This is a genomic window from Ruegeria sp. BK1 (assembly GCF_056535645.1).
On sequence record NZ_JBQFIS010000002.1, the window covers coordinates 70,864 to 95,724 of the forward strand.

At 56.7% G+C, this 24,861-nt stretch carries 23 protein-coding genes; 15 read left to right on the plus strand and 8 right to left on the minus strand.

The genetic code is table 11. The features are described 5' to 3' along the window. The first annotated feature begins 26 nt into the window (after window positions 1-26). Genes ACR3E7_RS18830 through ACR3E7_RS18840 form a run of 3 tightly spaced genes read left to right on the plus strand, consistent with a single transcriptional unit; the run spans window position 27 to window position 4,018 of the window. Window positions 27-1,778, plus strand: a complete 1,752-nt coding sequence (locus ACR3E7_RS18830) for a type I secretion system permease/ATPase (protein ID WP_480503958.1) — start codon at window positions 27-29, stop codon at window positions 1,776-1,778. Beyond that, window positions 1,771-3,069 (plus strand): HlyD family type I secretion periplasmic adaptor subunit, encoded by a 1,299-nt coding sequence (locus ACR3E7_RS18835; protein ID WP_170771769.1) that lies wholly within the window; start codon window positions 1,771-1,773, stop codon window positions 3,067-3,069. Before ACR3E7_RS18830 ends, ACR3E7_RS18835 begins: the two co-directional genes overlap by 8 nt. A gap of 49 nt (window positions 3,070-3,118) precedes the next feature. Beyond that, window positions 3,119-4,018 carry a LysR family transcriptional regulator gene (locus tag ACR3E7_RS18840; protein ID WP_480503959.1) on the plus strand — a complete coding sequence of 300 codons (900 nt, stop codon included), beginning with the start codon at window positions 3,119-3,121 and terminating at the stop codon, window positions 4,016-4,018. A gap of 386 nt (window positions 4,019-4,404) precedes the next feature. On the opposite strand, the gene ACR3E7_RS18845 is transcribed toward ACR3E7_RS18840, so the two are convergent. Further along, window positions 4,405-5,556, minus strand: coding sequence for an enolase C-terminal domain-like protein (locus ACR3E7_RS18845; protein WP_480506619.1), 1,152 nt, complete (start codon window positions 5,554-5,556; stop codon window positions 4,405-4,407). A gap of 48 nt (window positions 5,557-5,604) precedes the next feature. Further along, on the minus strand, window positions 5,605-6,876 hold the full coding sequence (locus ACR3E7_RS18850; RefSeq protein ID WP_170783229.1) for a replication initiation protein: 1,272 nt from the start codon (window positions 6,874-6,876) through the stop codon (window positions 5,605-5,607). A gap of 579 nt (window positions 6,877-7,455) precedes the next feature. On the opposite strand from ACR3E7_RS18850, the gene ACR3E7_RS18855 reads away from it, so the two are divergent. Both ACR3E7_RS18855 and ACR3E7_RS18860 read left to right on the plus strand, forming a co-directional pair. Continuing rightward, window positions 7,456-8,841 carry an AAA family ATPase gene (locus ACR3E7_RS18855; protein ID WP_480503961.1) on the plus strand — a complete coding sequence of 462 codons (1,386 nt, stop codon included), beginning with the start codon at window positions 7,456-7,458 and terminating at the stop codon, window positions 8,839-8,841. Next, on the plus strand, window positions 8,834-9,901 hold the full coding sequence (locus ACR3E7_RS18860) for a ParB/RepB/Spo0J family partition protein (RefSeq protein ID WP_480503962.1): 1,068 nt from the start codon (window positions 8,834-8,836) through the stop codon (window positions 9,899-9,901). The genes ACR3E7_RS18855 and ACR3E7_RS18860 overlap by 8 nt, the downstream gene beginning before the upstream one ends. Window positions 9,902-10,149: 248 nt before the next feature. Here ACR3E7_RS18860 and ACR3E7_RS18865 read toward each other — a convergent pair whose 3' ends face one another. The 4 genes from ACR3E7_RS18865 to ACR3E7_RS18880 form a co-directional block, all read right to left on the minus strand. Beyond that, window positions 10,150-10,704: an aromatic ring-hydroxylating oxygenase subunit alpha gene (locus ACR3E7_RS18865; RefSeq protein WP_480503963.1), complete on the minus strand. Its 555-nt coding sequence runs from the start codon at window positions 10,702-10,704 to the stop codon at window positions 10,150-10,152. Window positions 10,705-10,713: 9 nt separating this feature from the next. Next, window positions 10,714-10,977 carry a hypothetical protein gene (locus tag ACR3E7_RS18870; RefSeq protein ID WP_480503965.1) on the minus strand — a complete coding sequence of 88 codons (264 nt, stop codon included), beginning with the start codon at window positions 10,975-10,977 and terminating at the stop codon, window positions 10,714-10,716. After that, window positions 10,974-11,564 carry a TetR/AcrR family transcriptional regulator gene (locus ACR3E7_RS18875; RefSeq protein ID WP_480503966.1) on the minus strand — a complete coding sequence of 197 codons (591 nt, stop codon included), beginning with the start codon at window positions 11,562-11,564 and terminating at the stop codon, window positions 10,974-10,976. Before ACR3E7_RS18875 ends, ACR3E7_RS18870 begins: the two co-directional genes overlap by 4 nt. Window positions 11,565-11,852: 288 nt before the next feature. After that, a complete protein-coding gene (locus ACR3E7_RS18880) occupies window positions 11,853-12,485 on the minus strand; it encodes a TetR/AcrR family transcriptional regulator (RefSeq protein ID WP_480503967.1) in 633 nt (210 codons plus the stop codon). A 126-nt stretch (window positions 12,486-12,611) separates the two neighbouring features. On the opposite strand from ACR3E7_RS18880, the gene ACR3E7_RS18885 reads away from it, so the two are divergent. From ACR3E7_RS18885 to ACR3E7_RS18910, 6 genes are read left to right on the plus strand one after another with little or no spacing between them, the layout of a single operon-like run. Further along, entirely contained in the window at window positions 12,612-13,664 is a 1,053-nt protein-coding gene (locus tag ACR3E7_RS18885; RefSeq protein WP_480503969.1) for an extracellular solute-binding protein, read from the plus strand. Between the two features lie 2 nt (window positions 13,665-13,666). Further along, the gene (locus tag ACR3E7_RS18890) at window positions 13,667-14,512 is read left to right on the plus strand and encodes an ABC transporter permease (RefSeq protein WP_170789365.1); all 846 of its coding nucleotides are present in this window, start codon (window positions 13,667-13,669) and stop codon (window positions 14,510-14,512) included. Beyond that, window positions 14,509-15,282 (plus strand): ABC transporter permease, encoded by a 774-nt coding sequence (locus ACR3E7_RS18895; protein WP_480503971.1) that lies wholly within the window; start codon window positions 14,509-14,511, stop codon window positions 15,280-15,282. The genes ACR3E7_RS18890 and ACR3E7_RS18895 overlap by 4 nt, the downstream gene beginning before the upstream one ends. After that, the gene (locus tag ACR3E7_RS18900; protein WP_480503972.1) at window positions 15,279-16,328 is read left to right on the plus strand and encodes an ABC transporter ATP-binding protein; all 1,050 of its coding nucleotides are present in this window, start codon (window positions 15,279-15,281) and stop codon (window positions 16,326-16,328) included. The genes ACR3E7_RS18895 and ACR3E7_RS18900 overlap by 4 nt, the downstream gene beginning before the upstream one ends. Next, complete coding sequence (locus ACR3E7_RS18905; RefSeq protein ID WP_480503974.1) at window positions 16,328-17,062, plus strand: MBL fold metallo-hydrolase; 735 nt, start codon at window positions 16,328-16,330, stop codon at window positions 17,060-17,062. The genes ACR3E7_RS18900 and ACR3E7_RS18905 overlap by 1 nt, the downstream gene beginning before the upstream one ends. A gap of 26 nt (window positions 17,063-17,088) precedes the next feature. Next, window positions 17,089-18,090, plus strand: coding sequence for an alcohol dehydrogenase catalytic domain-containing protein (locus ACR3E7_RS18910; protein WP_170789369.1), 1,002 nt, complete (start codon window positions 17,089-17,091; stop codon window positions 18,088-18,090). Here the strand turns inward: ACR3E7_RS18910 and ACR3E7_RS18915 are convergent. Further along, complete coding sequence (locus tag ACR3E7_RS18915) at window positions 18,080-19,738, minus strand: amidohydrolase (RefSeq protein WP_480503976.1); 1,659 nt, start codon at window positions 19,736-19,738, stop codon at window positions 18,080-18,082. The genes ACR3E7_RS18910 and ACR3E7_RS18915 overlap by 11 nt on opposite strands. Window positions 19,739-19,753: 15 nt before the next feature. Continuing rightward, on the minus strand, window positions 19,754-20,536 hold the full coding sequence (locus ACR3E7_RS18920; protein ID WP_170789371.1) for a carbon-nitrogen hydrolase family protein: 783 nt from the start codon (window positions 20,534-20,536) through the stop codon (window positions 19,754-19,756). Between ACR3E7_RS18920 and ACR3E7_RS18925 the strand changes: the two genes are divergently transcribed. From ACR3E7_RS18925 to ACR3E7_RS18940, 4 genes are all read left to right on the plus strand, one after another. After that, window positions 20,535-21,575, plus strand: coding sequence for a LysR family transcriptional regulator (locus ACR3E7_RS18925; RefSeq protein WP_480503977.1), 1,041 nt, complete (start codon window positions 20,535-20,537; stop codon window positions 21,573-21,575). The two genes, ACR3E7_RS18920 and ACR3E7_RS18925, sit on opposite strands and share 2 nt — an antisense overlap. A gap of 93 nt (window positions 21,576-21,668) precedes the next feature. Beyond that, complete coding sequence (speB, locus tag ACR3E7_RS18930; protein ID WP_480503979.1) at window positions 21,669-22,631, plus strand: agmatinase; 963 nt, start codon at window positions 21,669-21,671, stop codon at window positions 22,629-22,631. A 22-nt stretch (window positions 22,632-22,653) separates the two neighbouring features. Next, the gene (locus ACR3E7_RS18935) at window positions 22,654-23,730 is read left to right on the plus strand and encodes an ABC transporter substrate-binding protein (protein ID WP_170755829.1); all 1,077 of its coding nucleotides are present in this window, start codon (window positions 22,654-22,656) and stop codon (window positions 23,728-23,730) included. A gap of 72 nt (window positions 23,731-23,802) precedes the next feature. Then, window positions 23,803-24,861 (plus strand): ABC transporter ATP-binding protein, encoded by a 1,059-nt coding sequence (locus ACR3E7_RS18940; protein ID WP_480503981.1) that lies wholly within the window; start codon window positions 23,803-23,805, stop codon window positions 24,859-24,861.

Sequence of the window (24,861 nt, forward strand, 5' to 3'; positions counted from 1 at the left end):
TCCTTTATGTCAGAAAGAGGGCCACCATGTCCCATAGTCCCCTCAAACGTACCGAGCTTGAGCAAGCGTTCCGTGCTGCTCGCCCGGGTCTTTTTGCCACCGGTGTCATCAGCATGGCGATCAACCTGACGATGCTGACCGGTCCTTTGTTCATGATTCTGGTTTATGACCGGGCATTGCCCAGCCAGAGCTACCAGACCTTGCTGGGTCTGAGCGTGCTGATGCTGGGGCTGTATTCTGTGTTTGGCCTGCTGTCCCTGGTGCGGTCCCGCATTCTGGTGCGTATCGGCAACCGACTTGGCAACACGTTGGAAAAACGCGTTTTCGAGGCGCAAATTGAACGCTCGGTCAAGGAAGGCGGCGCCAAGGGGCGCGATGCCGTGGGCGACTTGGGCACGTTGCGCGACTTTATGGGCGGCTCGACCCCAGCAGTTATTTTTGATGCCCCCTGGACCCCGATCTATCTTGGCTTTGCCTATCTGCTGCATCCTTGGCTGGGCTATGCCGGTCTTGCCGGTGTGGTGTTTTTGCTGGCGGTGGCCATGCTCAACAACGTGCTGACGCAGCGCGGCGTAGCACGTGCCAACCAGTTTCAGGTCCGCAGCAATCGAGTCCTGAACGACGTAAACCGCAACCATGAAGTCGCCCACGCGATGCGGATGCGCGATGATCTGTATGATCACTGGCACGGTCTAAACGGTCAGGCACAAGTGAAACAGAGCCAGATCAGCGACATGGCGTCGACACTGTCATCCATCTCGCGGACCGTGCGCTTGATTTTGCAATCCGCCGTTCTGGGTTTGGGTGCCTATCTTGCCATTTCGGGTGATCTGAGTGCCGGTTCGATCATTGCGGCCTCGGTTCTGGTTGGGCGCGCGCTTGCACCTGCCGAACAGGCGATCGGCAGCTGGCGGCAATATGTTCTGGCCAGCGCTGCGCGCAAGCGTCTCGACAGCTTGCTGGAAGACTATCCTCCTGCCAGCCCATCGGTTCAACTGCCGCAACCGCGCGGTGTTCTCGAGCTGAAAAACGTCTTTGCGACCACCCCGAACGGCGGTGCAACGGTACTGCGAAACGTCTCCCTGTCGCTGGACCCTGGTGAGGTGCTTGCGGTTATCGGCCCCAGTGGATCGGGGAAATCCACGCTGGCCCGTGTGATCGTCGGTACGTTGGAACCCAGTCGGGGCAGCGTGCGGCTTGACGGCGCGGACATGAGCTATTGGAACGCCCTGCAACTGCGCGACTCTGTCGGCTACATGCCGCAGACGGTCGAGCTGTTCGACGGTACGGTCCGCGAGAACATTGCCCGTTTCCAAGCCGATGCCAGCGACGCCGATGTTGTCGCAGCGGCCCAAGCGGCAAATGCGCATGACCTGATCCTGAAGCTGCCCGATGCCTATGACACGTCTCTGGGCGAAAGCGGTAGCGCGCTGTCGGGTGGCGAGCGTCAACGGATCGGTTTGGCCCGTGTTCTTTACAAGAATCCGTCCCTGATCGTGCTGGACGAGCCGAACTCGAACCTGGATGCGGCTGGTACGGCGGCTTTGTCGATGACGATTGATCGCCTCAAAAGCGAAGGACGAACCGTTGTCATGATCGCGCATCGTCTTGGTGCCTTGAATCAGGCGGACAAGGTTCTGGTAATGGATGGCGGCACGGTCTCGGCCTATGGCCCGCGGGACGAAATCCTTCGGACCTACTCGGAAAACCGCAACAAGAAAGCCAGCGCAGACGCAGAGACTGCTGCGCCAAAACGTGAGGGTAAGACCAATGCGTAACGCAAAGACAGCTCCGGCAGACGGAATTGGAAAGTGGGTTCTGCTTGGAACCGCGATTATGGGTCTGATGGTAGGCGGGCTAGGTTATTGGTCCGTTGCGACCCGCATCGACGGCGCGATCGTTGCCCCCGGCATGGTGGCGCTTGAGACGGATCGCCAGACGGTCCAGCACCTTGAAGGTGGCATTATTTATGAGATCCACGTCTCGGAAGATGATGCCGTGAAACAGGGGCAGGTTCTTGTCAGCTTGGACACGACGCGCGAACAGGCGGAACTGAATGCGCTGAGCAGCCAGATTGCAACTCTGACCGTTCGCAAGGCGCGGTTGCAAGCTGAATTGGCCAACCTGGACTTCCTGTCTTTCGCCTCGGAATTTGATCACAGCGAAGATATTCGCGAGATTTTCGAAAGCGAAGCGCAGCTTTTTGAAAGCCGTGCGATGGCAAAAGCTGCCAATATCGCTCAGCTTGAAACCCAGAAGGACGCGCTGTTGGCTCAGGTGGCAGGCCTGCGCAGCCAGATCAAATCGCAGGAAGCCAACCAGAGACTGACCCAGGAAGAGCTTGAGACTGTTTCGGTCTTGAACGACAAAGGTCTTGCAAACGTGACACGACTGCTTCAGGTGCGCCGCGCTGCGTTGGATATCGAAGCAAGCTTGTCCACGAACACAGCTCAGATCGACAGTGTCCGGGCCCAGATCGCCGAGGTCGAAAGCGCACTGATCAGCAATGCGGCCACATCCCGTGAAGAAGTCTCGACCGAACTATCCGACGTATCTCAGCGGTTGCGCGAAGTCTTGGAACGTAAGACAACAGCTCAGGACCGAATTGCTCGCAGCCAGATATTGGCGCCGCTGGACGGTCGGGTTCTGAACCTTGGATTCCACACTAAAGGTGGCGTTGTCGCGCCCGGGCAGGCGATCATGGATATCGTTCCGGTCGCCGAGCAGCCCATTCTTATGGCGAATATTCCCGTCACCGAAATTGACAGGGTCGTTCCCGGTCAAGACGCGCGGGTTCGTCTGACCGCGTTCAATTTCAACCAGACCCCAGAGTTGAATGGGTCAGTGAAATGGGTGTCGGCTGACACGTTGTCAGACCCTGCGACAGGCGCTGTTTACTATAGTGCCGAGGTAGAGATTCAATCCGAGGAATTTGCCAAGATCAAGGACAACGAGTTGGTTCCCGGTATGCCGGTGGAAGTACTGGTTTCAACCGGGGAACGACTGGTCATCTCATATCTGTCGCGGCCCATTCGGGATGCCATGTCCAAAACGTTCCGGGACGAATGAAACGGTAATTCCGCCCGAGAGGGCGGAATTTGTTTAGCAGGCAAGAACAATGAGAATCTCACTCGAGGCAATTGAGTCGTTTGCGATCCTGTGTAAGGTCAAGTCCTATTCGAAGACGGCTAAAGAGCTGGGTCGATCTCAGCCAGCCATAAGCAACAGGATCCGATCGCTTGAAACTCTGGTCGGGGTCAACTTGTTCGAAAATGGTGACCCCAATCTAGCGTTGACGGAAAGCGGCCGCGAACTTCTGGATTGCAGCGAGAAAATACTGCAAAACATACATCGCATACGGAACATCTCAGACAGTAGAGGCAGCCAGCCTGTTCGCATCGCGTTTTTGTCAACGATCGAAGCTTTCCTGAATCCCTACAATTTATTTCACACGGCCCCCGATATCGCCCGGTCCTCGTTATTTATAGAAATGCAAAACTATGATGACCTCGAAGATCAAATTCGTTTCATCGAGGGGAATGTCGCGTATTCGGTCGTTCGGGACGAAAACTTGCCGTCACTCCGGAAAAGCTGGCCATTCACTATGCGCTGGATCGCCAGCTCTGATTTTCCATTAGAGAATTTCGGGGGCAGCACTCAGCTTCCGATAGTAGAGCTTTCTGAATTTGTTAGGTTTTCCAATGTCTTTTATTCAAAACTCGAATCCTTGGGCGTCGGATATAAGGTCGTATGCCGCGCGGCGGGCATCAACTCTTATCTGAATGCGATTTCTGCCGGTCTTGGCATCGGTTGCATCGGCGATTTGTTCGTCGTGCAAAAGATGAAATCCAGAAACCTGCGCTTTCTTGATAAAAGTTTGGGAGATTTTGGGCGCTTCCATTTGGGTAGGTTCAACGTTGGAGATCTTTCCTACGACGCCGCAAAAGCGACGGGTATTTTTGACAAAGCAATCGACAATCAAAACCGGGTAATGCGGGAGTTTTTGTCTTCGATTTGAGCTGAAGTGTCCCCATCGGATTGGAAAGGACCTTCTCGCATGATTGTGTTTCACACTTTTCACCGGTGACCTTGAAGTACATCTTTCGAACAAGCTGAATGCAAAGGCCGTTTTCAAGGCGGCATTGCCCTTATGTGCGCAAAATAAACACAAAATGACCACTTCACCGCCAACCCAGCAAAACTGGACAATCGCAGCACCTGATTGCTTAGCACCGGCATCGTTGAAGCGTAGGATTTTTCAACATCGAAAGCCCCTTAAAGCCCAAGGCACAGACGAAAGTTTGTCGGTATTACATCGCGGGTTCCAAGTAGCGGCCACCTAACTTCGAACGCAAATCAAAAGTCCGTTCCGCGCAGATTGCTAAATCTAGGCTTGGGTCGACGTTAACCTATGGCGTATTGTGCCACTTTACCCTCGTCCCATTCCAAACCCATTCCCGGGCGATCGGGCGGGGTTACTTTGCCGTTGACCACTTCGTATGGGTCTTTGAGGATTGGATTCGCCCAATCGACCCACTCCAACCAATGTGCGCCCGGATCCGCACACATCAGATGCGCGCTAACCTCGGGGAAAAGATGCGACGATACCGGCCATCCTGCGGCGCGTGCAAGGCTTGAAGCCTCGAGCCAACCCGTTACCCCACCGATTTTCATGGCGTCTATCATGACCAAATCAAGCGCCCCCGCGCTTGTCGCTCGCGCCATGTCACCCGGCCCCCAATGGTTCTCACCCCCTTGAATAGGAATGATAGAAACTGCACGCAGTTCGGCCAGCCCATCATAATTGTCGAACGCAATCGGCTCTTCGATCCATCCCAACTTCTGCCCGGCCAAGGCGGTTAGCCGCTGTTTTGCCTCAGCTACTGACAGCCCCTGGTTATAGTCAGTCACAATTGTCGTCGCTTCGCCAACCGCGGTCCGCACTTCGTCCAAAACAGCCAGATCAGTATCTACGTCGGGATAACCCAGCCGAACTTTCAAGGCTGAGAATCCACCCTCTGCCAACAAGTCCAGGGCCTCGCCCGCAACCTTACTGGGCCCAATCAAGCCCATTCCATTCGAGTTGTAAGCAGAAAGAGCTTTCGCAGCGCCGCCCAGAACCTGATACAAAGGTCTGCCAATAGACTGCCCAACAGCGTCCCATGCTGCCATGTCAATCCCGGCTATGGCCATCAGTGTAACCCCCTCGGCCCCCAGCAGTTTGAACTGCCCCAAGATACGCGTGTGCAGTCCACGCGGTTCCGCAGGAGTTCCTTCCACTACTGGCGCCAGATCGCGCAATAGAGCCGCCGTGGCTTTTAAGGCAATCGGAGAATACGTGAACAGGTAACTGCGGCCAACGGACCCATCACTTCGTTCGAGATCAATCAGCACCAAAGGGGCCATCGTAACCTGCCCGGTCATCACAACGACAGGGCGTCGCAATGGAACCAATACAGGGCAGATCTTCAGCTTTGTGATGGTGATTTCTGACACAACAACCAAGCCTTTCTTTTGCAGATTTGGAAGGCCACAGCGACCAGTTCTTTCGTTCACCAAAACCTACGCACAGAGCCGCTTCATCGCAATCACTGACCCCGAGCCTTACACCTGTTCCTCAAACGCTCCGGGTTCCAATTCATCCCAGAACGCAAAGATAGCAGTCGCGTTCAATCCGGATCGCCACCCATGCGCGCGAAAATGCTCGCGATCCAGATCATCTGACAAGCCCGATAGAAAGAGCCTTTTATCTGCGTCGCGTTGCGTGGGGTTTCGCCGCGAAACCAAATCTTCAACCACCGACAGTTTCCGCGCCCGTTCCGTGCGCTCGGCCGCGCGACTTTCATATGCCTGATCTTCTTGTGCCTGATCAGCCTTTCGCTTCCGAGCGGCCTCCAAAATCTCGGGGCTGGGATCGGAAGGTACGGGCTTATCCGGAACTTTGTAGTCATCGCGCAAAGCCGCAGACAGATACCCTATCGTCGACTTTACGCCCTGTTGCCGTTCATTCATGTAATCCAGTTTTTGCTGAACATAGTCCTCACCATGTTCGGCGATCCATTGTCGGGCCAACCGATCCGCGACCCCCTGTTTACGCAGTTTTTTGTAAACCGGAAGATTACGGACCCCGTCGCCGTCATCAATTTGGAACATGGCCATCTGCGGATTTTCCCGGATCAGAAACCGAATATCCGTGACCGCCCTGCCCTTTTTGCGAAACTCTGGTTCAATCACGATGTCCGAGCTTTTGTTCACCTCGGCCACTGCTGGCTTTATGATCTTGGCGTTCAAATGCTTGAAGCTGCCGTAATAGTCGCTGCCATCCACGCCCATCAGTTTGCGAAATACATCCAGCGCCCACCATCCCGTCGACCCGGTGCGTACAAAACGGTAGCAATTTTCGTATAAGGCCAAGCCATGGCCTGAGCTGAAATTACGTTGGATATGTACATTGATCAGTGCATAGATCTTCGGATCGAACAGCTTTTGCGCCAACGCCGGAGAGTAAGCGTATTCGCAGATACCATTCTTGAGTTTGGCGAAACTCAAAAGCGACGAAACACCCCATTCCTGCCGCCCTTCTTCATCCAGCATGTCCCATTCGGCCACCGTCTCGGCAAGGGCGCGCAAGCTGGATCTGAGTGTGTCAAAATCGTTGGAATTATATCCGACCATCATGGCCAGCGTCCGCGCATCAATCGTGTGGGTCGCAGCTGATGTCAAAGTGTCGTAGGCATTTAGCAGCAATACATTTGACAGTTTACGCTGTAATAATGTGAGCTTGCCGCTGATATGAATAGCGGCAACGTTCTTTTTCACGGTCTCACGCCGCAGCGCGCCCGTGAGAGTATCCATATTGACCTGTGTCTCTGGCATTTTCCTGCCTGACTGCTCGTTTGCGTTAGTCTGTCACGAAAGGTACCTTGATTTCAATTCTTATTGGGTGCCCAAATACAGGATGAGATACGTCCTGTAGACAGGTACCTTACTAGGTTGAACGGCGTGTCTTTCAGAGTTGATCTAAGGAATAGAACAACAGCGATCATCACGTGACGCTGAAACTAGGGGCTAAACGGCAATAATAGACTCCTTTTTCAGCCATTTGTGACGTCCCGAGAATCGGCGCTCTTGTTCCCGAGAACGGCAACCTTTCATCCCGCATTTGGGTTCCATTGATCCCGTATACAGGCACCCAACAGCCTGAATTCGGGCACCCAGTTGCGTCTACCCTGTTGATAATAAATAATATTACAGCTGCAAAGTTTCTAAATACCCTAAAGAATCAAAACTATTTGTCGCTGTTTTTTTCTCGAATCCTACAGGTTTCGTAGCGAAACTGATTCCACAACCGCCTAAAACCCGAATAATTTTCAAACAAGGATAGCCCAAGAACAGAATGTACGTTAGATTGATGAATATACGCTGATAAGGCGAACATTTTCTGAGGCACCGACAGTGAACAAACCTGCACAACCTAGCCTGCCCCCCTATCTGAATCTTGATCCAGAGGCTGCGGCTGACCGATTACCGGATCCTATTGGGACTCAGCGATTCGCGAAAGCCGCCGCTTTTTGCGCCAAAGGTCGTGATGATCTTGCCCGTCGTGGATACGCGCCCGATGGTGAAAAACGCTTGCGACGGTTTTCCACATGGGAAATCACCAAATATCTCATCCCTGTCGCTCCCGCCCATCTCCGGCGTGTACTCAAGGCCAATCCAGAACTCCCCCAGGGCGAGGGAGAGGGCGGGTCCAAGTGGTTCACGTTGGAAGAAGTGCTGGCCCTACGCAAGTTCTTTGCCAGCGAAGGGGTCAGCACTAAAGAATACCTGCCCTATCGTCCCGAAGGTCTGCCCGCCAAGGTGGTTTCGGTGGCCAATTTCAAGGGTGGCGTTGGCAAAACCAGCACCGCCGCGCATCTGGCCATGTCAGCCGCGTTGGACGGCTACAAAGTTCTGGTGATCGACTTGGATAGCCAAGGCTCGATGACTTCGATTTTGGGCGGCAATGTTGCAGATGAATGGCAAACCGTGTTTCCGCTGATCGCCAAGGACTATGCGCGTGCTGTTCAGCAGGAAAATCAGGTTCGTGCCGCAGCTGAGCAGCCGGAAATTCAGCTGGATGAAACGTTGCGAGAGGCGCTGACCATTCAGCCGCATGACGTCATCCAGAAAACGCATTGGCCCAATATTGATCTGATCGGTGCGCAGTTGAACCTTTACTGGGCCGAGTTTCAGATTCCCGTCTGGCGTATGGGATTGCGCAGTTGGCCTCTGTGGGATGGATTGACCAACTTTTTGAACGATGACGGTGTTCTGGATGCGTATGACGTCATCTTTCTGGACACACCCCCTGCCCTTGGCTACCTGACCATCAATGCGCTGGCCGCGGCCGATATCTTGCTGGTGCCGCTTGGGGCGTCTTTTCTGGAGTTTGATTCAACCGGCCGGTTCTTTGACATGCTGTATTCGACATTTGCCAGTATCGAAGATGGCGAAAACGCAGCCCACCGCGCTGCTGGATTGCCTGAGATGAAGTTCGAATGGGACGTGGTCCGCGCGATCATTACGCGGTTTGATGCGAGCCAACAGACCGATATGGCCAATGTGATTCAGGCCTATTTCGGCGATTTCATGAACGCTTATCGCCAGGATTATACCGCTCTGGTCGGGCAGGCCGGCGAGCAAGTGAATGGAATCTACGAAGCGGATTACCGTGAATTTAACCGAGAAACATATGTCCGCGGACGCGAGACATTCGACAGAACCTATGCCGAGTTCAAAGAGCTTTTGATCGGATGCTGGTGGCGGGACGCCCAGATGGAGGAGCAGGCAGATGGCTAAGCGCAGAAGATTGACCGCACCGGACGCCACCGCGTTGCAGGAGATGGAGGAGGGTTTCGCCGCGAAACCGCAATCCAATCCGTTTGAGACCAACTCACTGACGCCCCCAATTGCACAGGTTGCGGCCGAGGCCGCAGCCCTCTCGGGCATGGCCGCTGTCACGGATCGCGCTGCCTTGGCTCAGGATCAGGGCGATGCTGAGCGTTGGCGCGTGGCGCAAAGTGACGGGTTGGTTGCACATAAGGTTGCTCTGGATGAGGTCGAGCCCGACTACATTCGGCGCGATCGACTGGACATCAACGAAGAGGAAATGGCGGAGTTGATCGAGTCCATCCGCGCGCATGGTCTTCGCACACCGATCGAAGTCACCGGGCTTGAGGACGGGTACGGATTGATCTCGGGGTATCGGCGGTTTGAAGCGTTTCGGCGTTTGGCTGCGACGGATTCGAATTTTGCAGAGATCCCTGCATTCATCCGCGATGCCGGAGCGGGGCAGGGTGCCTATGTCTCGATGGTGGAAGAAAATGAGTTGCGCTCGAACCTAAGCCACTATGAGCGGGGGCGCATTGCGGTGTTGGCTGCAGGGCAAGGTGTGTTCGACTCGGTTGAAGACGCGGTCAATGCCTTGTTCTCGACTGCGTCCAAAGCCAAGAGATCTAAGGTTCGCAGCTTTGCGGTAGTGCATGAGGCCCTGGGCGACCTGCTTCAGTTTCCGACGGAACTGACGGAGAAAGCGGGCCTCCAATTGGCGGCAGGGTTGCGCAACGGTGCTCAGGCACGGTTCCGTGAGGCGCTAGACGGGGCCGAGGTACTGGATGCCCGATCGGAATGGAAGCTTCTGGAGCAGGCGGCAAAGGACGCGCCCGTGCAGCCTGTCATCAAGTCCCGAGGGGGACGTCCGCAACAGGTCGAACGCATTGACCCTGTGGCCTTGGCAAATGGAGGTTCGTTAAGCGCCGAGGTCGCACCGGGCGAGGTGCGTATCCGGGTAGAAGGGCGAAGCCTGGATCGTGAGGCCGTTGAAGTGCTGCTGCGTCAGCTTGCAGATCACATCGGTTAGTTTCGCTGCGAAACCCGCGTTTCAACGCTCGTTTGAAGCGATGTCTAGGGTGTCGGGTTTGTCTTGGGTGGGGCAGGGAAGGATTCTTGAGTGTGGTGTCAATGTGTGCTTCATTTGAATTGATCAAACTACCGGCAGGGCAGGGCTTATGACCCGACGGTGTAGTGACATCGACTTTGTTCACGGAAATCACCAGTAGAAAGTAGTGCGCAAAAAGATTTATTAATGAGTATTAAGTTCCAGAGATGCTAGAATACAGGACTATGCCGGAGGACTCTGTTGCAGCAGATCCCGACCAACTCTTCAGGCTTGTGTGGACCGAGCAAGGGATCAACTTCTCCGAACCACTCTGCCAAAGTCGGTGCGTCTGGGTCGGGGTGCACAAACATCATGCCGCGCCAGACATCGACACTTGCAGGCTTTAAACCAAGGCAAGACTTATCGACACCATTAGGGAACTCGGACACCTCATCAGGGACGGAGATCAGGTTGCCTTCCAGGTCATAGGTCCAGTCATGATACGGGCAGGTCAGCGCCTTTTGCGTTTTTCCAACTGCGCGGATCAGTTGGGTGCCCCGATGACGGCAAATATTGTGAAAAGCGCGCAGACGGTGATCACGCCCCATGACAATGAACAGGTTGTTCAGGCCTGCCTGAACGGAAATGTAGTGCCCCGGGCCCTCGACATCCTCGACCAATCCCGCGAACCGCCAGGTGCGCGAAAAGATTTGCCGCTGTTCCCGATCGAACCAGTCCTGCGAGGTATAAGCCGAGACCGGCAGGTGGTGGTACATTTTGGTCATGTCAATTCCTCAGGCAAGCAGGTGGGCGTATTGCGGAAACAGGCTGGCGGCGATCATCATCAGTCCCGACAAAGCCCACAGGCAAACTATAGCCCAGTAGAGCAAAGGGTCGTCATCTCGGTTGATCTCGAAGACCAGAAAGGCTTGCCGGTTCAGAACGGTTGGGACGATCCACCAAACAAAAAGCAGCCCCCATACCCAGTAGAGCTCTAAGACGGTGGTGATCAGCAGGATAGGCAAAGCAATGTAATTCGCCGTTCTGGCATGGCTCATGGCGTTGCCTCCAGAGTGGAGGCCAGCAAAGAGGCAGCCAGTTTCAATTCCGCACGCCAGACTTTGGGTGGGTCCAGCGGCGACAGGGCGTCCATACTGACAAAGATTGCAGAAATTCCCTGAGTCACGGCGCGAATGTGTGTATCTGGCGCGTTAGGGGTCGCACGCCTTAGGATATCCTCGGCCACATCGAAAAACTCCGTAAGGCTGTCCATCAGATCTTGCCTCAGATCCGGACGATCCGGAACCGCGACCACCAATGCCTGATAGGCCAGCATCAACCGTGGATCGGTCCCGCTATCGTCGGCAAACAGGGCGTCTACAAGGTCAGACGGCGTTGCTCCGCCTGGCAGCGCCTGTCGGAGTCCTTCCAGCGATTCATCAAAACCTGCAATGACGTAGCCGGCCAAGGCGGTTACCATTTCGTCCTTGTTTCCAAGGTAGTGACGCAGAAGCGGTCGTTTCACGCCAGCCATCTCAGCGATCCGCTCTTGTGTCGCACCGTCAAGCCCGAACCGCGCCACACATGTGAGATAGGCGTCCAGAATTTCCTGAGATCTTTGGTCTTTTAACGAAGGTCGCGGCATATTGGCCCCATAAATTGTCACTGATGACAAATAACTATGCACATTAGTTTGTCAATGGTGACAATTTAACTTTTTCGTCTCAGGAAAGGTCGCAATTTTCAGGCTGACACATAGGAAGCGACGCTAAGCGTGTGAGGCTTGCCTTCCACCAATCTCCGCATCGCGTCGGGGTCCAAGGGCAACGACTTCAGAATGCTGCCGAGCCACTTAAACTTCTGCCTGGCTTCTATTCATTGGAACCTAGCGACAATGACCAAAAAAACCTTTGCGAACAACAGGCCTTAAGTCTTAAACCGATGGTGAAGCATCTGCGGAAATGAGGTTCGCGACTGGAACAATCTGTGCGGTTATTTGATCTCTAAGCTGAGTGAGAGTCATCTCATCCTGTTTGATGAATTCGATAAACGCCTGATTTAATGCACTGAAGACAAGCGCGCCCAAATCTGTTGCCACCAGGTTTCGGCGAACTTTTCCTCGATCCTGCAGAACCGCAATCAATTCGGTTACTTGCGCCACCAACCGACGATCCTGTTCCGCATAGCGCCGACCGCTTGGTGTGTTGGGGTGTTCAATAGAATGGGCAATCGCCGTGCGCCACATTTCCTTTGAGAGGTATTCAAGCGAGTGATCGTAATACTGGAAAATCAACGCCAGTATCGCATCATCAACGCGCTGCGGAGGGTCGGTCAGGATGGGCGCGCCTGCGGCGATGACCTCTTCGACTTCCATCGCAACAGTTGCAATCAGAATGTCGCCCTTGGTTTCATAGTAGTTGTAAACTGTGCCGACAGACACTTCGGCCATTTCTGCCAATTCTTCGATTTTCACGGATCTATACCCGTGCGACCGGAATTTTATGGATGCAGCTTCGAGGATGCGACGCTCGCGCGCTGCTTTTTGCCGCTCTCTTAATCCTGCCATTTGGAAAAATGACCTCGTGTAGCACAAATCCAAATTTAGAGTTGACTAAAAAGATGAGGCTGTTCAAGTTTTTTCGAACAGACCCACTCAAAAACCGGGCGACCCACAATCAACAGGAGATGAGGAATGCAAACCGGACGTAAAATCCTTGGTGTGTCGGCACTGGCCCTGATGGCTGGCAATGCCTGGGCCGAAGGCGAACTGAATGCTCTGGTGTGGTGCGACCATACCGATCCCGAACTGATCGCTCCGTTTGAGGCGAAGCATAACGTCAAGGTCAATCTGCGGGAATACGAGGGAACGGGGGCGGCACTTGCACTGCTGGAGCAATCCAGGCCCGGCGACTGGGACGTGCTTGTGGTCGACGGGATCGATGTGTTCCGCGCAGTCGAGGCCGGTGTTCTGGCCCCGCTGCCCGAGGGCGCGGTCTCGACTGCGGATTACTTCCCCGAAGTTGTCATGGCCGAAAACAACACAGTTGACGGCGTGACCTATGCCGTGACCGAGAAATTTGGCTACAACACGATCTCGTACAACTCGGCCAAGGTCGATCCCGCTGATATGGAAAGCCTGAGCACTGTCTGGTCCGAGAAATACGACGGGCGGATTTCGATCTATGACTACTACCTGCCCGTGATGGGGCTGGCCGCCATTGCCGAAGGCATTGCAACGGACGCAATTGGCGCGGGAGATTTGGCAAAGATCGATGGTGTCCTTTCAACCATGCGAAGCCGAGCTGCCTCGGTCGCGGGGGTGGTTGCGGCGCAAACAGCACTGGCGACAGGCGAAGTAGATATCGTTGTGGGTGGGGGTGAGTGGCTGACGGCCGTGCTCGCCTCGGAACAGCCGGAACTGACATGGACCATCCCCAAGGAGGGCGCGGTTCGCTGGGCGCAATCCATCGGCGTGGTCGAGGGGGCCAGTAACCCCGATCTGGCGGTTGAGTTCATCAAGTACATCACCAGCCCCGAAGGGCAGGCCCGTCTGGCGACGTCTTCGTGCTTTTGGGGAATGCCCGCAAATGCCAAGGCCGGAGACGTTCTGACCGACGCACAAAAAGACATCCTGCGCTGGGATCAACAGCCTGACTATCTGGCGTTGACACAGCTTTACCCTGCACCGAATGCAGATCTGGACATCGAAATGCAGGATCTGTGGCTGGAAACTCTGCAGCAGTGAACATGTCCAAGGACCAGGTCCGCGGCTGGGGCTTTGTAACCCCGGCCCTGCTGTGGACCATCGCCTTTTTCATCGTGCCTTTCGTTGTGATGGGCGCGATGAGCCTTGCTTCGCTTGAAGGGCGAACGCTTGTTTGGGATCTGTCACTGGCCAACTACGCCGAGCTGCTTGAAAAGAAATATCTATGGCGGGCGATCCTGGTTTCGCTGGAAATCACACTGACGGTGACGGTGATCTCGGTCGTGCTGGCTTATCCGCTGGCCTGGATCATTGCCTTTCGTGTGTCACCGCGCTGGCAGCGACTTGCCCTGCTGCTGGCTATCCTGCCGTTCTGGACATCTTATGTGGTGCGATCCTATGCGTGGCTGCTGGTACTGGCGCGTGAGGGTGTGGTGAACGAAACGCTGATGTGGATCGGAGCCATCGCCGAGCCGATCACGCTGGCCAATACGCGCTTTGCTACGGTGACTGGCTTTGTACATTTCTTTGTGATGCTTCTGACCCTGACGATCTATGCCAACCTGATCCAGCTGTCCCCGAACTATCGCCGGGCCGCAATGGACCTTGGCGCCAACGCGTTTCAGACCTTCCAGCACGTGATCTTGCCGCTGACTCTGCCCGGTATCGTCACCGGAGCATTCTTGACCTTTGTCCTGTGTATCGGCGACTACGTCACGCCGCAGATTCTGGGCGGCAACACCGAACTGACCGTGCCACAGGTCATCATGGTGCAACTGGGACGGCGTGCGGATTTCCCGCTGGCTTCGGCGCTGGCCATTGTCTTGATGAGCATCGTTGCGCTGGCCTATCTGCTGTCAGCCCGCTGGTTAAGGCTTGACCGGTTATGATGCGCTTTCTGCCCTGGGCGTACCTGATCGCCGCTTTTGTCTTTATCTACCTTCCGGTGGGCGTGCTGGTCCTGTTCTCGTTTCAGGAAGGATCGCTGCCTGTGCCACCGTTCAACGGGCCGTCCCTGCAATGGTACCAAACCATTCTTGGGGACGAGGATTTGATGGCAGCGCTGCGCAATTCGATCCTTGTCGCGTTCGGGTCGTCTGCGGTTGCCGTGGCGCTTGGGTTTCTGGCGGCATACGGGCTTGCGCGGCACCTTCTGCCGGGATCGGCCCTGATCCGAGGGCTGCTGATCGCCCCCTTGACGGTCAGCTACCTGATCGTCGGGCTGGGCCTGCTGATCTTTCTGACGCGCTCGGGCTTTGGCGTTTCGCTTTGGACCGCAGCGATCGGGCATGTGGTCATCAACTTGCCGCTGGCTTTCGCCATCATCTATGCCTCGATGGGAGCGCAACAGCAAAACGCCGAACGCGCCGCCCGTGATCTGGGCGCGTCCGAGCCCAAGGTGATCGCGTTGGTGACAGTACCGATGTTGCTGCCCTCGATTGCGGCGGCCTTTTTCTTGTCGGTCACCCTCAGCTGGGATGAGTTTATTATCTCCTTCCTGCTGACCCGCTTTGACGTCACCTTGCCGGTTGAAATCTGGTCGCTGCTCAGGTCGGGCCTGTCGCCGCAACTGAACGCAATCGGCAGCTTTGTCTTCTTGATTTCAGTTGCGGCTGTGCTGCTGCTGGAACTCACCATCTTTCGGAAAGGCCGCCAATGACCGCGTCTGTCACGTTTTCGGGTCTCAATCACTGGTTCGGTCAGTTTCAGGCGCTGTCCGGGATCGACCTGCAGATCGAGGCCGGTGAATACGTGACTCTGCTGGGCCCGTCCGGCTGCGGTAAGACCACTCTTTTGTCGATCCTAGGGGGGTTTCTTGAGCCTACCCAGGGCCGCGTCCTGATCGGCGGTCAGGACATGACCCGTGTAGCACCGGTCAAACGTCCCACGACCACGGTGTTTCAGGATTATGCCCTGTTTCCGCACATGTCCTTGCGCGACAATGTTGGCTTTGGCCTGCGTATGAGCGGTATGGGTCGGAAAGACCGCCACGCACGCGCCGAACAGATGCTGGATCTGGTTGGTCTGAAGGATGCCGCGCTCAAACGTCCTCATGCCTTGTCCGGTGGGCAGCGACAGCGCGTCGCCCTAGCGCGGGCCCTGGCGGTCAATCCGGACGTTCTGCTGCTGGACGAACCGCTGGGCGCGCTGGACCTCAAGCTGCGGCGATCCATGCAGGATGAGTTGAAAAGCATTCAGCAACAGATCGGCACAACCTTTGTCCACGTCACCCATGATCAGGAGGAAGCAATGGCGATTGCGGACCGGATCGTGGTAATGAGCCGTGGCCGGATCGAAGATCATGGCACCCCAGATCGGGTCTACCGCCATCCGGCAACCCTGTTCACGGCGGATTTCATGGGCGAAAATAACCACATTTCAGGTGTGAAATCCGGGACGGGTTTTGAAACGCCGTTTGGACTATTGCCAACCCTGAACGCCCCGGCCTCGACCAAAGCCGCAATCTGCCTGCGTCCCGAGGATATCCGCGCCGACGATCAAGGATCATTCCCGATGGGGCAGGCCACGGTGACTGCGGCGGCGTTTTTCGGAACCTATTGCCGGGCGCACCTGTCGCCGGCCTGTGCCCCGGACCTGAGCCTGACGGCCTATCTGGCCCCTGACCGCCCTTGGGCGCAGGGCGATGTGGTATCGGTGTCCGCAGATGTCGAGAATTTTCGCCTGTTCGAACCGGAGACCCCCTGATGCAACGCGCGCAACCGCAGGATTGGTACCGCACAACCCGCAAAGGTGAAGACGTTACCCTGATCGATGAGCCTTTCATCACGCCTTTCTATCGCTGCAACATGTGGCATGTACGTGGGCGCGACCGCGATATGCTGGTCGACAGCGGCATGGGCGTTGTGTCACTGCGGACATGGGTGCCTCTGGTGACCGAACGTGCGTTGACGGCGGTCGCAAGCCACACCCATTTCGACCATATCGGCTGTCATCATGAGTTCGAGGATCGCGCGGTCCACAGGGCCGAGGCCGATATTCTGGCCAACCCGACGCGCGTGGCGACGCTGGCCGACCCCTACGTGACGGACGAGATTTTCGACTGCCTGCCGCCCTTGCCCTACCGATCCGACACATATGCGGTCAGCGATGCGCAGGCGACGCGACTGCTGGACGATGGCGATATCGTCGATCTTGGGGACAGGCATTTCGAGGTGATCCATACACCGGGTCATTCACCGGGCGGAATAGCCTTGTGGGAGGCCGCAACGGGCATCCTGTTCTCGGGCGATATTGTCTATGATGGCGAGTTGATCGAAGACACCTATCACAGTAATGCTCAGGACTATTACCGCTCGATGGTGCGCTTGTATGATTTGCCGGTGGAAACCGTGCATGGGGGTCACTTTCCCAGCTATGGCCGGGATCGCCACCGCGCAATCATTCGCGCGTGGTTGGAAGGAAAGTACACGGCGCCATGACTGGCCTGCCCACCAGGATGAAAGCGGTGATCAGTACGGGGCCGGGTGCGCCGCTGGTCGTGACCGAGGTACCAGTGCCCATAGCAGGTCAGGGTCAGGTTCTGGTCAAACTGGAAAGCTGTGGGATTTGCCACAGCGATCTGCATCTGCGTGATGAAACGTTACCCAACGACGCTTATCCCAGAGTGTTTGGGCATGAAGGGATAGGGCGCGTTGTGGCTGTGGGTGCAGGTACTTTCAAGGCTCCGACTATTGGCGCGCGTGTCGGGTTGCCATGGCTTTACGACACCTGCCTTGCCTGCAAACCTTGCCGATCCGGGCTTGAGAACTATTGCCCAACGCAACAAGCGCGGGGCGTTGAACAGGATGGGGCTTTTGCAGAATATGCGGTGCTTGAGGCCCGCTTTGCCTGCGAAATCCCCGATCAGATCGACCCCATCACAGGCGCACCGCTGCTGTGCGCAGGGCTTACTGCATGGAGCGCGCTGAAACGCTCCAAGCTTGAGGCAGGCCAAAATGTTCTGATCATCGGGGCAGGGGGTTTGGGGCAATACGCTGTCCTGATCGCCAAAGCCCGTGGCGCGCGGGTGATCGTCGTGGATCAGGACCCTGCCAAGTTGCAGACGGCGCAAAACCTGGGGGCGGACTTGGGTATCCTTGCCGGTCCCGAAGCAGGCGCGGCTGTACGGCAGGCCGGAGGTGCCGATGTGACGCTGAACTTTGCGCCAACCCCTCGGGTCTGGCAGACAATCAAGGACGCTGTGAACCCGCTGAGCGATATTGTGGCTGTGGCTCTAGTGGATGATCCGGTTGATCTGTCGATGCTGTGGCTGATCGACGGGGGGCACAGGGTTTACGGTTCCTCTGTTGGGACACGGCAGGATTTGTTGGACTTTCTGAACTTTGCGGCGCAAAACCCTTTGGCAGTGAATGTTGAAACTGTACCGTTGGATCAGGTAAACCATGCGCTGGATCGGCTGCAAGCGGGGGATGTAGCCGGCCGTTTGTGCGTGGATTTCAGTCTGTAGCCAAGTATGTCACGACCCCGTTGCAGATCGTTGCCGCAATGGCAGTGCCGCCTGCGTTGCTGTCCGTCAGCATCCGGTCCAGCACCACTATATCAGCCAGCAAGCCGGGCGCCAGACGCCCAAAATGATCATCGCGGCGGCAGGCATAGGCCCCTTCGCTGGTATAGGCGGCAAGGGTGTCTTCAAAACTCAGACGCTCGTCCTTTTGATCGGCGTCCCAGACCTGCCGGGTCAAGGCGATGTCGATCCCGGTCAAAGGTGGCAGGGCTGCAATCGGCCAATCGCTTGAAAAACAGACACGCGCGCCCGTCTCTTTAAGCGTCCGCCACGTGTAGGCGTCGGGCCATTGGTCCCTGCCGATGATCGAGGCCAGAGGCTCCAGCGGGAAATCCCCGCATCCCGGCGGATGCGGCGGCATGAACGAGGCGACCACATCAAGCGCGGCAAAGCGGGGCCGGTCTGCAGGGTCTAGCAACTCGATATGTTCTATCCGGTGCCGATTGCCCTGCGGGCCGTTGGCAGAGCGGGCGGCCTCATAACCATCCAACACCGCGCGCACGGCCCCATCCCCAATGGCATGAACCGCGATCTGGAACCCGCGCTTGTCCAGTTCCACCGCCAGATCGGAAAATCGGGCCGGGTCATGCAGCGGCGCACTTTTGTGGCCGGCTGTATCGGGGTAGTCCCGCACCCGGTATCCGGTGTGCGCATCCAGCGTGCCGTCCATGAAAAATTTGACCCGGTTGCACCACAGCATCGGGCTGTCCAGCTTACGCCGCATCTGCTCGGCAATCTCGATGTTTTCGACGGGTTCGCCGGGCGTGAAGTGATAGGGAAGCTCAAGCCGGCAACACAGATCGCCCTCGGCCTCGATCTCTTGTAAAAGACTGGCCTGATAAAGGTTGCCGTCCATATTGATGATTGTCGTGATACCGTGCTGGGCGCAGAATTTCAGCCCTTCGCGCATCAATGCCTTGTCGGCCTCGCGCTGAGCTTGCGTCACTTCTTGGGCCGGTTCGACCCCCTCTAGCCCCAGAACCTCGCGCCCACCATGGGGGCCACGCGCCTGTATTGTGGCAACGGCCGGAGGCTCAATCAGCGTGCCAGTGGCCATCCCGTCCGCGTCCAGTTCAATATGCGAACCCGGCCCCAGATCGCGCCCCCGTAGCACATCAGCAGCCTGCAGCGCTGCAGTATTTGCCCAGCCGTTGTGAAAATCCGCGCTTTGCAGCAACAGCGGGCGATCGGGGCATATCGCGTCAAGAATATGCCGGTCCGGATTTTGGCCACCGTCAAAACTCGCATAGGCCAGACCCTGTGCCACAAGCAGGTTGTAATCAGGGTTTTGTGCGGCAAATTCCTGAATGGCGCGGGTCAGTGCTGCGGTGCCCGTGATCGCCTCAAGCCGCAATACCTTCAGGGAATAGGCGCCGAAAAACAGATGCATATGGCTTTCGACAAAGCCCGGCAGAACCGTTGCGCCCTCGGCGTCGACGACCCGAGTGTCGACGGTACATAATGCCTTGATCTCTTCCGTTGATCCAACCGCTGCGACCCGATCCCCCGACACGAATATCGCCTGCTGTCGCGGGCCACTGGGCTCCATCGTGCGCAGATCGGCATTCACGATTGCAAGCGAAGAGGTCATGCGCGCGGCTTTCGACTAAGGGTGGGCTAGATTCAGTGCCACGGTGTCTGACAAATAGGGGTTCTCGTCGCGCGATTGGGCATAGGCATCTGGATCAATCGAGGCCGAGATCACCTGTCCGCCCTCAGTGGCAAAACCCAGTTGCTGACCGTCTGGGGCCACGATCGAGGACATGCCCTGATAGGCATAGCTTTCGTCAGAGCCTGCGTGATTGGCATAGACAACAAAAACCTGATTTTCGAAGGCGCGCACCGGTACAACCTGTTGCGTGATGAACGCTCCGGCTGGGCCTTCGGCCATCGCTGTTGGCACAATGATCACTTGCGCCCCGGCATGCGCCAACCGACGCACGTTTTCAGGAAATTCGATATCGTAGCAAATCAGAAAACCAAAGGTCAGACCGGCCATTGTGGTCATCACCAAGGACCGCTCGGGCGTCTGGAATATACCTTTTTCATAGGGGCCATACAGACAGTTTTTGCGATAGATCAGCGGACTATCAGGGTCATCACGGTCGATGATCATGGCGCTAATATAGCGGGCGTCGCCCTCGGCCTCTGGGAAACCGGCGACTAGGCTGACGCCGCTGTCGCGTACGGCTTGGGTCAACCGTTGCACCCATGGCCCATCTTTCGGTTGCGCCAGATCGCGCAGAACTGCACCGCGCCCGTATCCGGTGATGGCCAGTTCGGGCGCAACCAGCAGATCGGCATCCGAATCGTGCAGGGCCTGTTCGATTTGGGCTAACCGATCCTCGGTGCTGCCTCCGGCTTGCATCTGAAATGCGGCGATCTTCATGGCACACGTCCCTATGTTCCGGCGCGGTTCGATCAAATTTTCAGCGCCTGCAGCTGTGACGGTATTCAGCACGCCAGAATTTGCAAATAGTGCGTTGCAAAACGATACATTTCTCTGGCTCAATGCAAGGATGAAAATCACAGGCTCAGATATCCATCTTTTGACTGTTTTTGACAGTGTTGTTCGGAACCGGGGATTCTCGGCGGCGCAGGTTGAGCTGGGCCTTAGCCAGCCCACGATCTCGAACCACATCACTGCGCTCGAGGAACGTCTGGGCGTGCGTCTGTGCCAGCGTGGACGGCGCGGGTTTTTGCTGACTGAAAAAGGGCGGATGGTGCATCAGATCGGTCTTGCGCTGATGGACTCTCTGGATCAGCACTCGACCCATCTGGCCGAGTTAAAGGGCAACCTGGTAGGACGGCTGAAACTGGCCGTCGTGGACGCCACCACAACCGATGAGGCATTCAAACTGCCCCAAGCAATCAAGCAGTTCACCGAGGCCGCTCCCGCCGTGCGCATCGACCTTGCGATTTCCGAGCCGCAAGATATTCAGCAAGGCGTATTGGACGGTACGTACCATATCGGATTCGGAAGTTTTGATAATGTGAGCAATGGCTTGCATATAGCCGATCTGTATTGCGAACATCATGCGCTTTATTGCTCGGACACCCATCCGTTGTTTTCGGCACCCGCGGACGCCCTTGGTGACGATGCTATTTCTCACCACGCTTGGGTTCATCGCGGGTATTGGAACCAGCAAAGGCAAAAGACCCAGCATTCCTCGGATCGAGACCTTTTTGTGCAAGAAATTGAAGCGCAACTGATCCTGATCCTCAGCGGGGCCTATATCGGGTTATTGCCGCTGCATCTGGCCGCTGACTGGGAAGGTCGGGGGCGGTTGCGTCGCTTGCCCAACAGCAGCCGCGACTACTCTTGCGACATGCAGATTGTCACGCGATCCGGTGCGGCACCCAAGGTAAACACGCTATTCATCCAGATCCTTCGGCAGATGTACCAAGGGGATTACATTGCAAGATGAAAATGTAAGAGTTTGTGGAACGCTATTTTTTGACCCAATTGGGCGGCGTACGGTCCAAGAGACCCTTGTATGACTTCAGCCGCAGGACCCTCAATGCCAGACACGACCGCGCCGCGATACAATCAGCCTTTGGGTGGCAACGACATGCCCCGTTTCGGAGGCGGCACGACAATGATGCGCCTGCCAGCGCAGGAAACCGCCGCCGGGCTGGACGCTTGTTTCGTGGGTATTCCGATGGATATCGGCACCTCGAACCGGACGGGTACGCGTCACGGGCCACGTGCGATCCGGGCCGAAAGCTGCATGTTGCGGCCCTTCAACATGGCCACGGGCGCGGCTCCTTTTGCCAACATGCAGGTTGCCGATATTGGCGATGTGGCGATCAACACGTTTGATCTGAAGAAAACCATGGACATAATCACCGGCGCCTATGATCAGATTCTCAGCCACGATGTCGTTCCGGTCACACTGGGCGGAGATCACACGCTGACCTACCCGGTGCTGCGCGCGATCGCCCGCAAACATGGCCCGGTGGCCTTGATCCATGTGGACGCGCATTCAGATACGAATGACGAAATGTTTGGCGAAAAAATTGCCCATGGCACTCCGTTCCGCCGTGCGGTCGAAGATGGGCTGCTGCAGAATGACAAGGTGTTCCAGATTGGCCTGCGCGGGACGGGTTATGCGCCTGACGATTTTGACTGGGGCCGCAATCAAGGCTTTACTGTCATTCAGGCCGAGGAGTGCTGGCACAAATCCCTGACCCCCCTAATGCAGGATATCTGCGCGCGGATCGGGGATGTGCCGACCTACCTGACCTTTGATATCGACAGTCTGGACCCGGCCTATGCGCCCGGAACCGGGACGGTCGAAATGGGCGGGCTGACCAATATTCAGGCGCTCGAAATCGTGCGCGGTTGTGCCGGGCTGAACCTTGTCGGAACCGATCTGGTCGAGGTCTCGCCGCAATATGATGTCAGCGGCTGCACTGCGCTGATCGGGGCCAACTTGGCCTATGAAATGCTTTGCGTCCTGCCCAAGAACCGGGCCAACTGAACAAAACCAACAGGAGATCACAATGCCAACCACCCTTTCACGCCGCCGATTTTTAGGTACCGCTGCCGCAACCGGGGCTGCCGCGCTGGCCGCACCCGCCATCGTGCAAGCCGCCCAGTCACTTAAGGTTGGAACCTATGGCGGGTTCTTTGAAGACAGCTTCAAGCAGTTCATCTTCCCCGAATTCACCAAGGCCACCGGGATCGAGGTGAACTCGGTCGCCGTACCTACCGGCGAGACATGGCTGGTGCAGATCAAGAACGCTGCCCGCGCCAAAACCGCCCCGGCGGATGTGTCGCTGATGGCGGGTATCCCGCGCAGCCATGGGGCGGATCAGAAAGTGTTCAAGGCGCTGGACGACTCCAAAATCCCGAACCTGTCGAACATGCCTGACAGGTTTAAGGACCGCTATGACGACGGTACCCTGTACGGTGTCGGCGCGGTGTCGTGGTACATCACGCTGTGCACGAATTCGGACGAAATCCCCGAAGCCCCGGACAGCTGGGCCGCGCTGTGGGATGAGACCTATAAGGATCAAATCGGTCTGCTGGGACTCGCGTCGAACTCGCATATGCTCGAGGTAACGGCGGCCACTTTCTTTGGTGGTACAGATATTCTGGACACCAAGGACGGTATCCAGCAGGTGTTCGACAAGCTGTCTGAACTCGTCCCTAATGTGCGGCTTTGGTACAAGGACGAAGGCGCGTTCCAGCAGGCGCTACAAGATGGTGAGATTCCGATGGGTCAGTACTATCACGATGTGGCGGGTCTTGCCGCTGCCGAAGGTTTCCCGGTGGTCTCGACCTTCCCGAAAGAAGGCGCGGTTGTGGACTCGGGCTATTGGATCGTGCCCGAACACGCCCAGCCGGTGGATGAGATTCACGAGTTCATCAACTTTATCTCGGCGGCCGAAACGCAGGCCCTGTTGTCGCGCAACGTGGGCACCGCGCCGGTCGTCGACCCTGCGCTGACTGATTTGACCGAAGAAGAACTGGCGGCCGTCAGCAGCCCCAAAGCGCCGATCGTGCCGCGCTATGACATTTACAAGGATCACGCGGACTGGATTTCCGACACCTGGAATCAGATGATCGCGGGATAACACCACTCACGACACTGGCCCGTCCCGCGCAGGTGGGGCGGGCCGCTTCCTTTGTTGAAAGAATAGACCCTTATGCCCGGTTTAAGCATCGAAAACGTCACCAAGAAATTCGGCACCGTGACGGCCGTCAAAGATGTGAACCTTCAGTTCAATACCGGCGAGATGATCTGTTTTCTAGGCCCGTCTGGCTGTGGCAAGACCACTCTGCTGCGGATGATCGCCGGGCTGGACGAACCCACGCAAGGCACGATCCGGTTCGAGGATCAGGACCTGACCGGCGTGCCCGCACATCAGCGCAATATCGGCATGGTATTTCAGTCTTTTGCGCTGTTTCCGCATCTGAATGTGGGCGAAAACATCAGCTATGCGATGCGCATTCGGGGTCATTCCCGGTCGGAATGCGAAGACCGCGCGCGGCAGTTGCTGGATATGGTTCACCTTCCGGGGCTTGAGGATCGCAAGATCTCGCAATTGTCGGGGGGTCAACGCCAGCGCGTGGCCATCGCGCGCGCCTTGGCACTGAACCCGCAGGTGTTCCTGCTGGATGAGCCGATGTCAGCGCTGGATGCCAATCTGCGCGAGGTCATGCAGATCGAGCTGCGCAAGCTGCAGCAAGAGCTAGGGATCACTACCGTCGTCGTCACCCATGACCAGACCGAGGCGATGACGATGGCCGATCAGATAGTGGTCATGGGCAAGGCGCAGGTGCTGCAGACCGGCACCCCGATGGAGATTTACAAGACTCCGGTCGACAAGTTCGTGGCCGGGTTCATCGGCACCAGCAACCTGCTGCCTGCCAAGATGTCAGGGCCTGACAGCGTGCATGTGAACGGGGCCGCTCTGAACGTGGGCGGCAACACAGGTCATTTTGCCCAAGGCGATGACGTTCTTCTGATGACCCGCCCGGAAGAGGTGTTCGTGCATCACCCCTCAGATGTGGATGTGGCCAATTCGGTCACCGGCACAGTGACATTCGTGCGCGATATCGGCGCCACGATCGAGATTTTGGTGGATTGCGCCGGGCACGAGGTGATTTCGGTCTTGACGCCAAAGGACTGGCCCAATGTGAAAGTGGGCGATCAGGTCCATGTTGAAATGCCCGCTGCGGCCTGCAGCGTGCTGGCGGTTTAG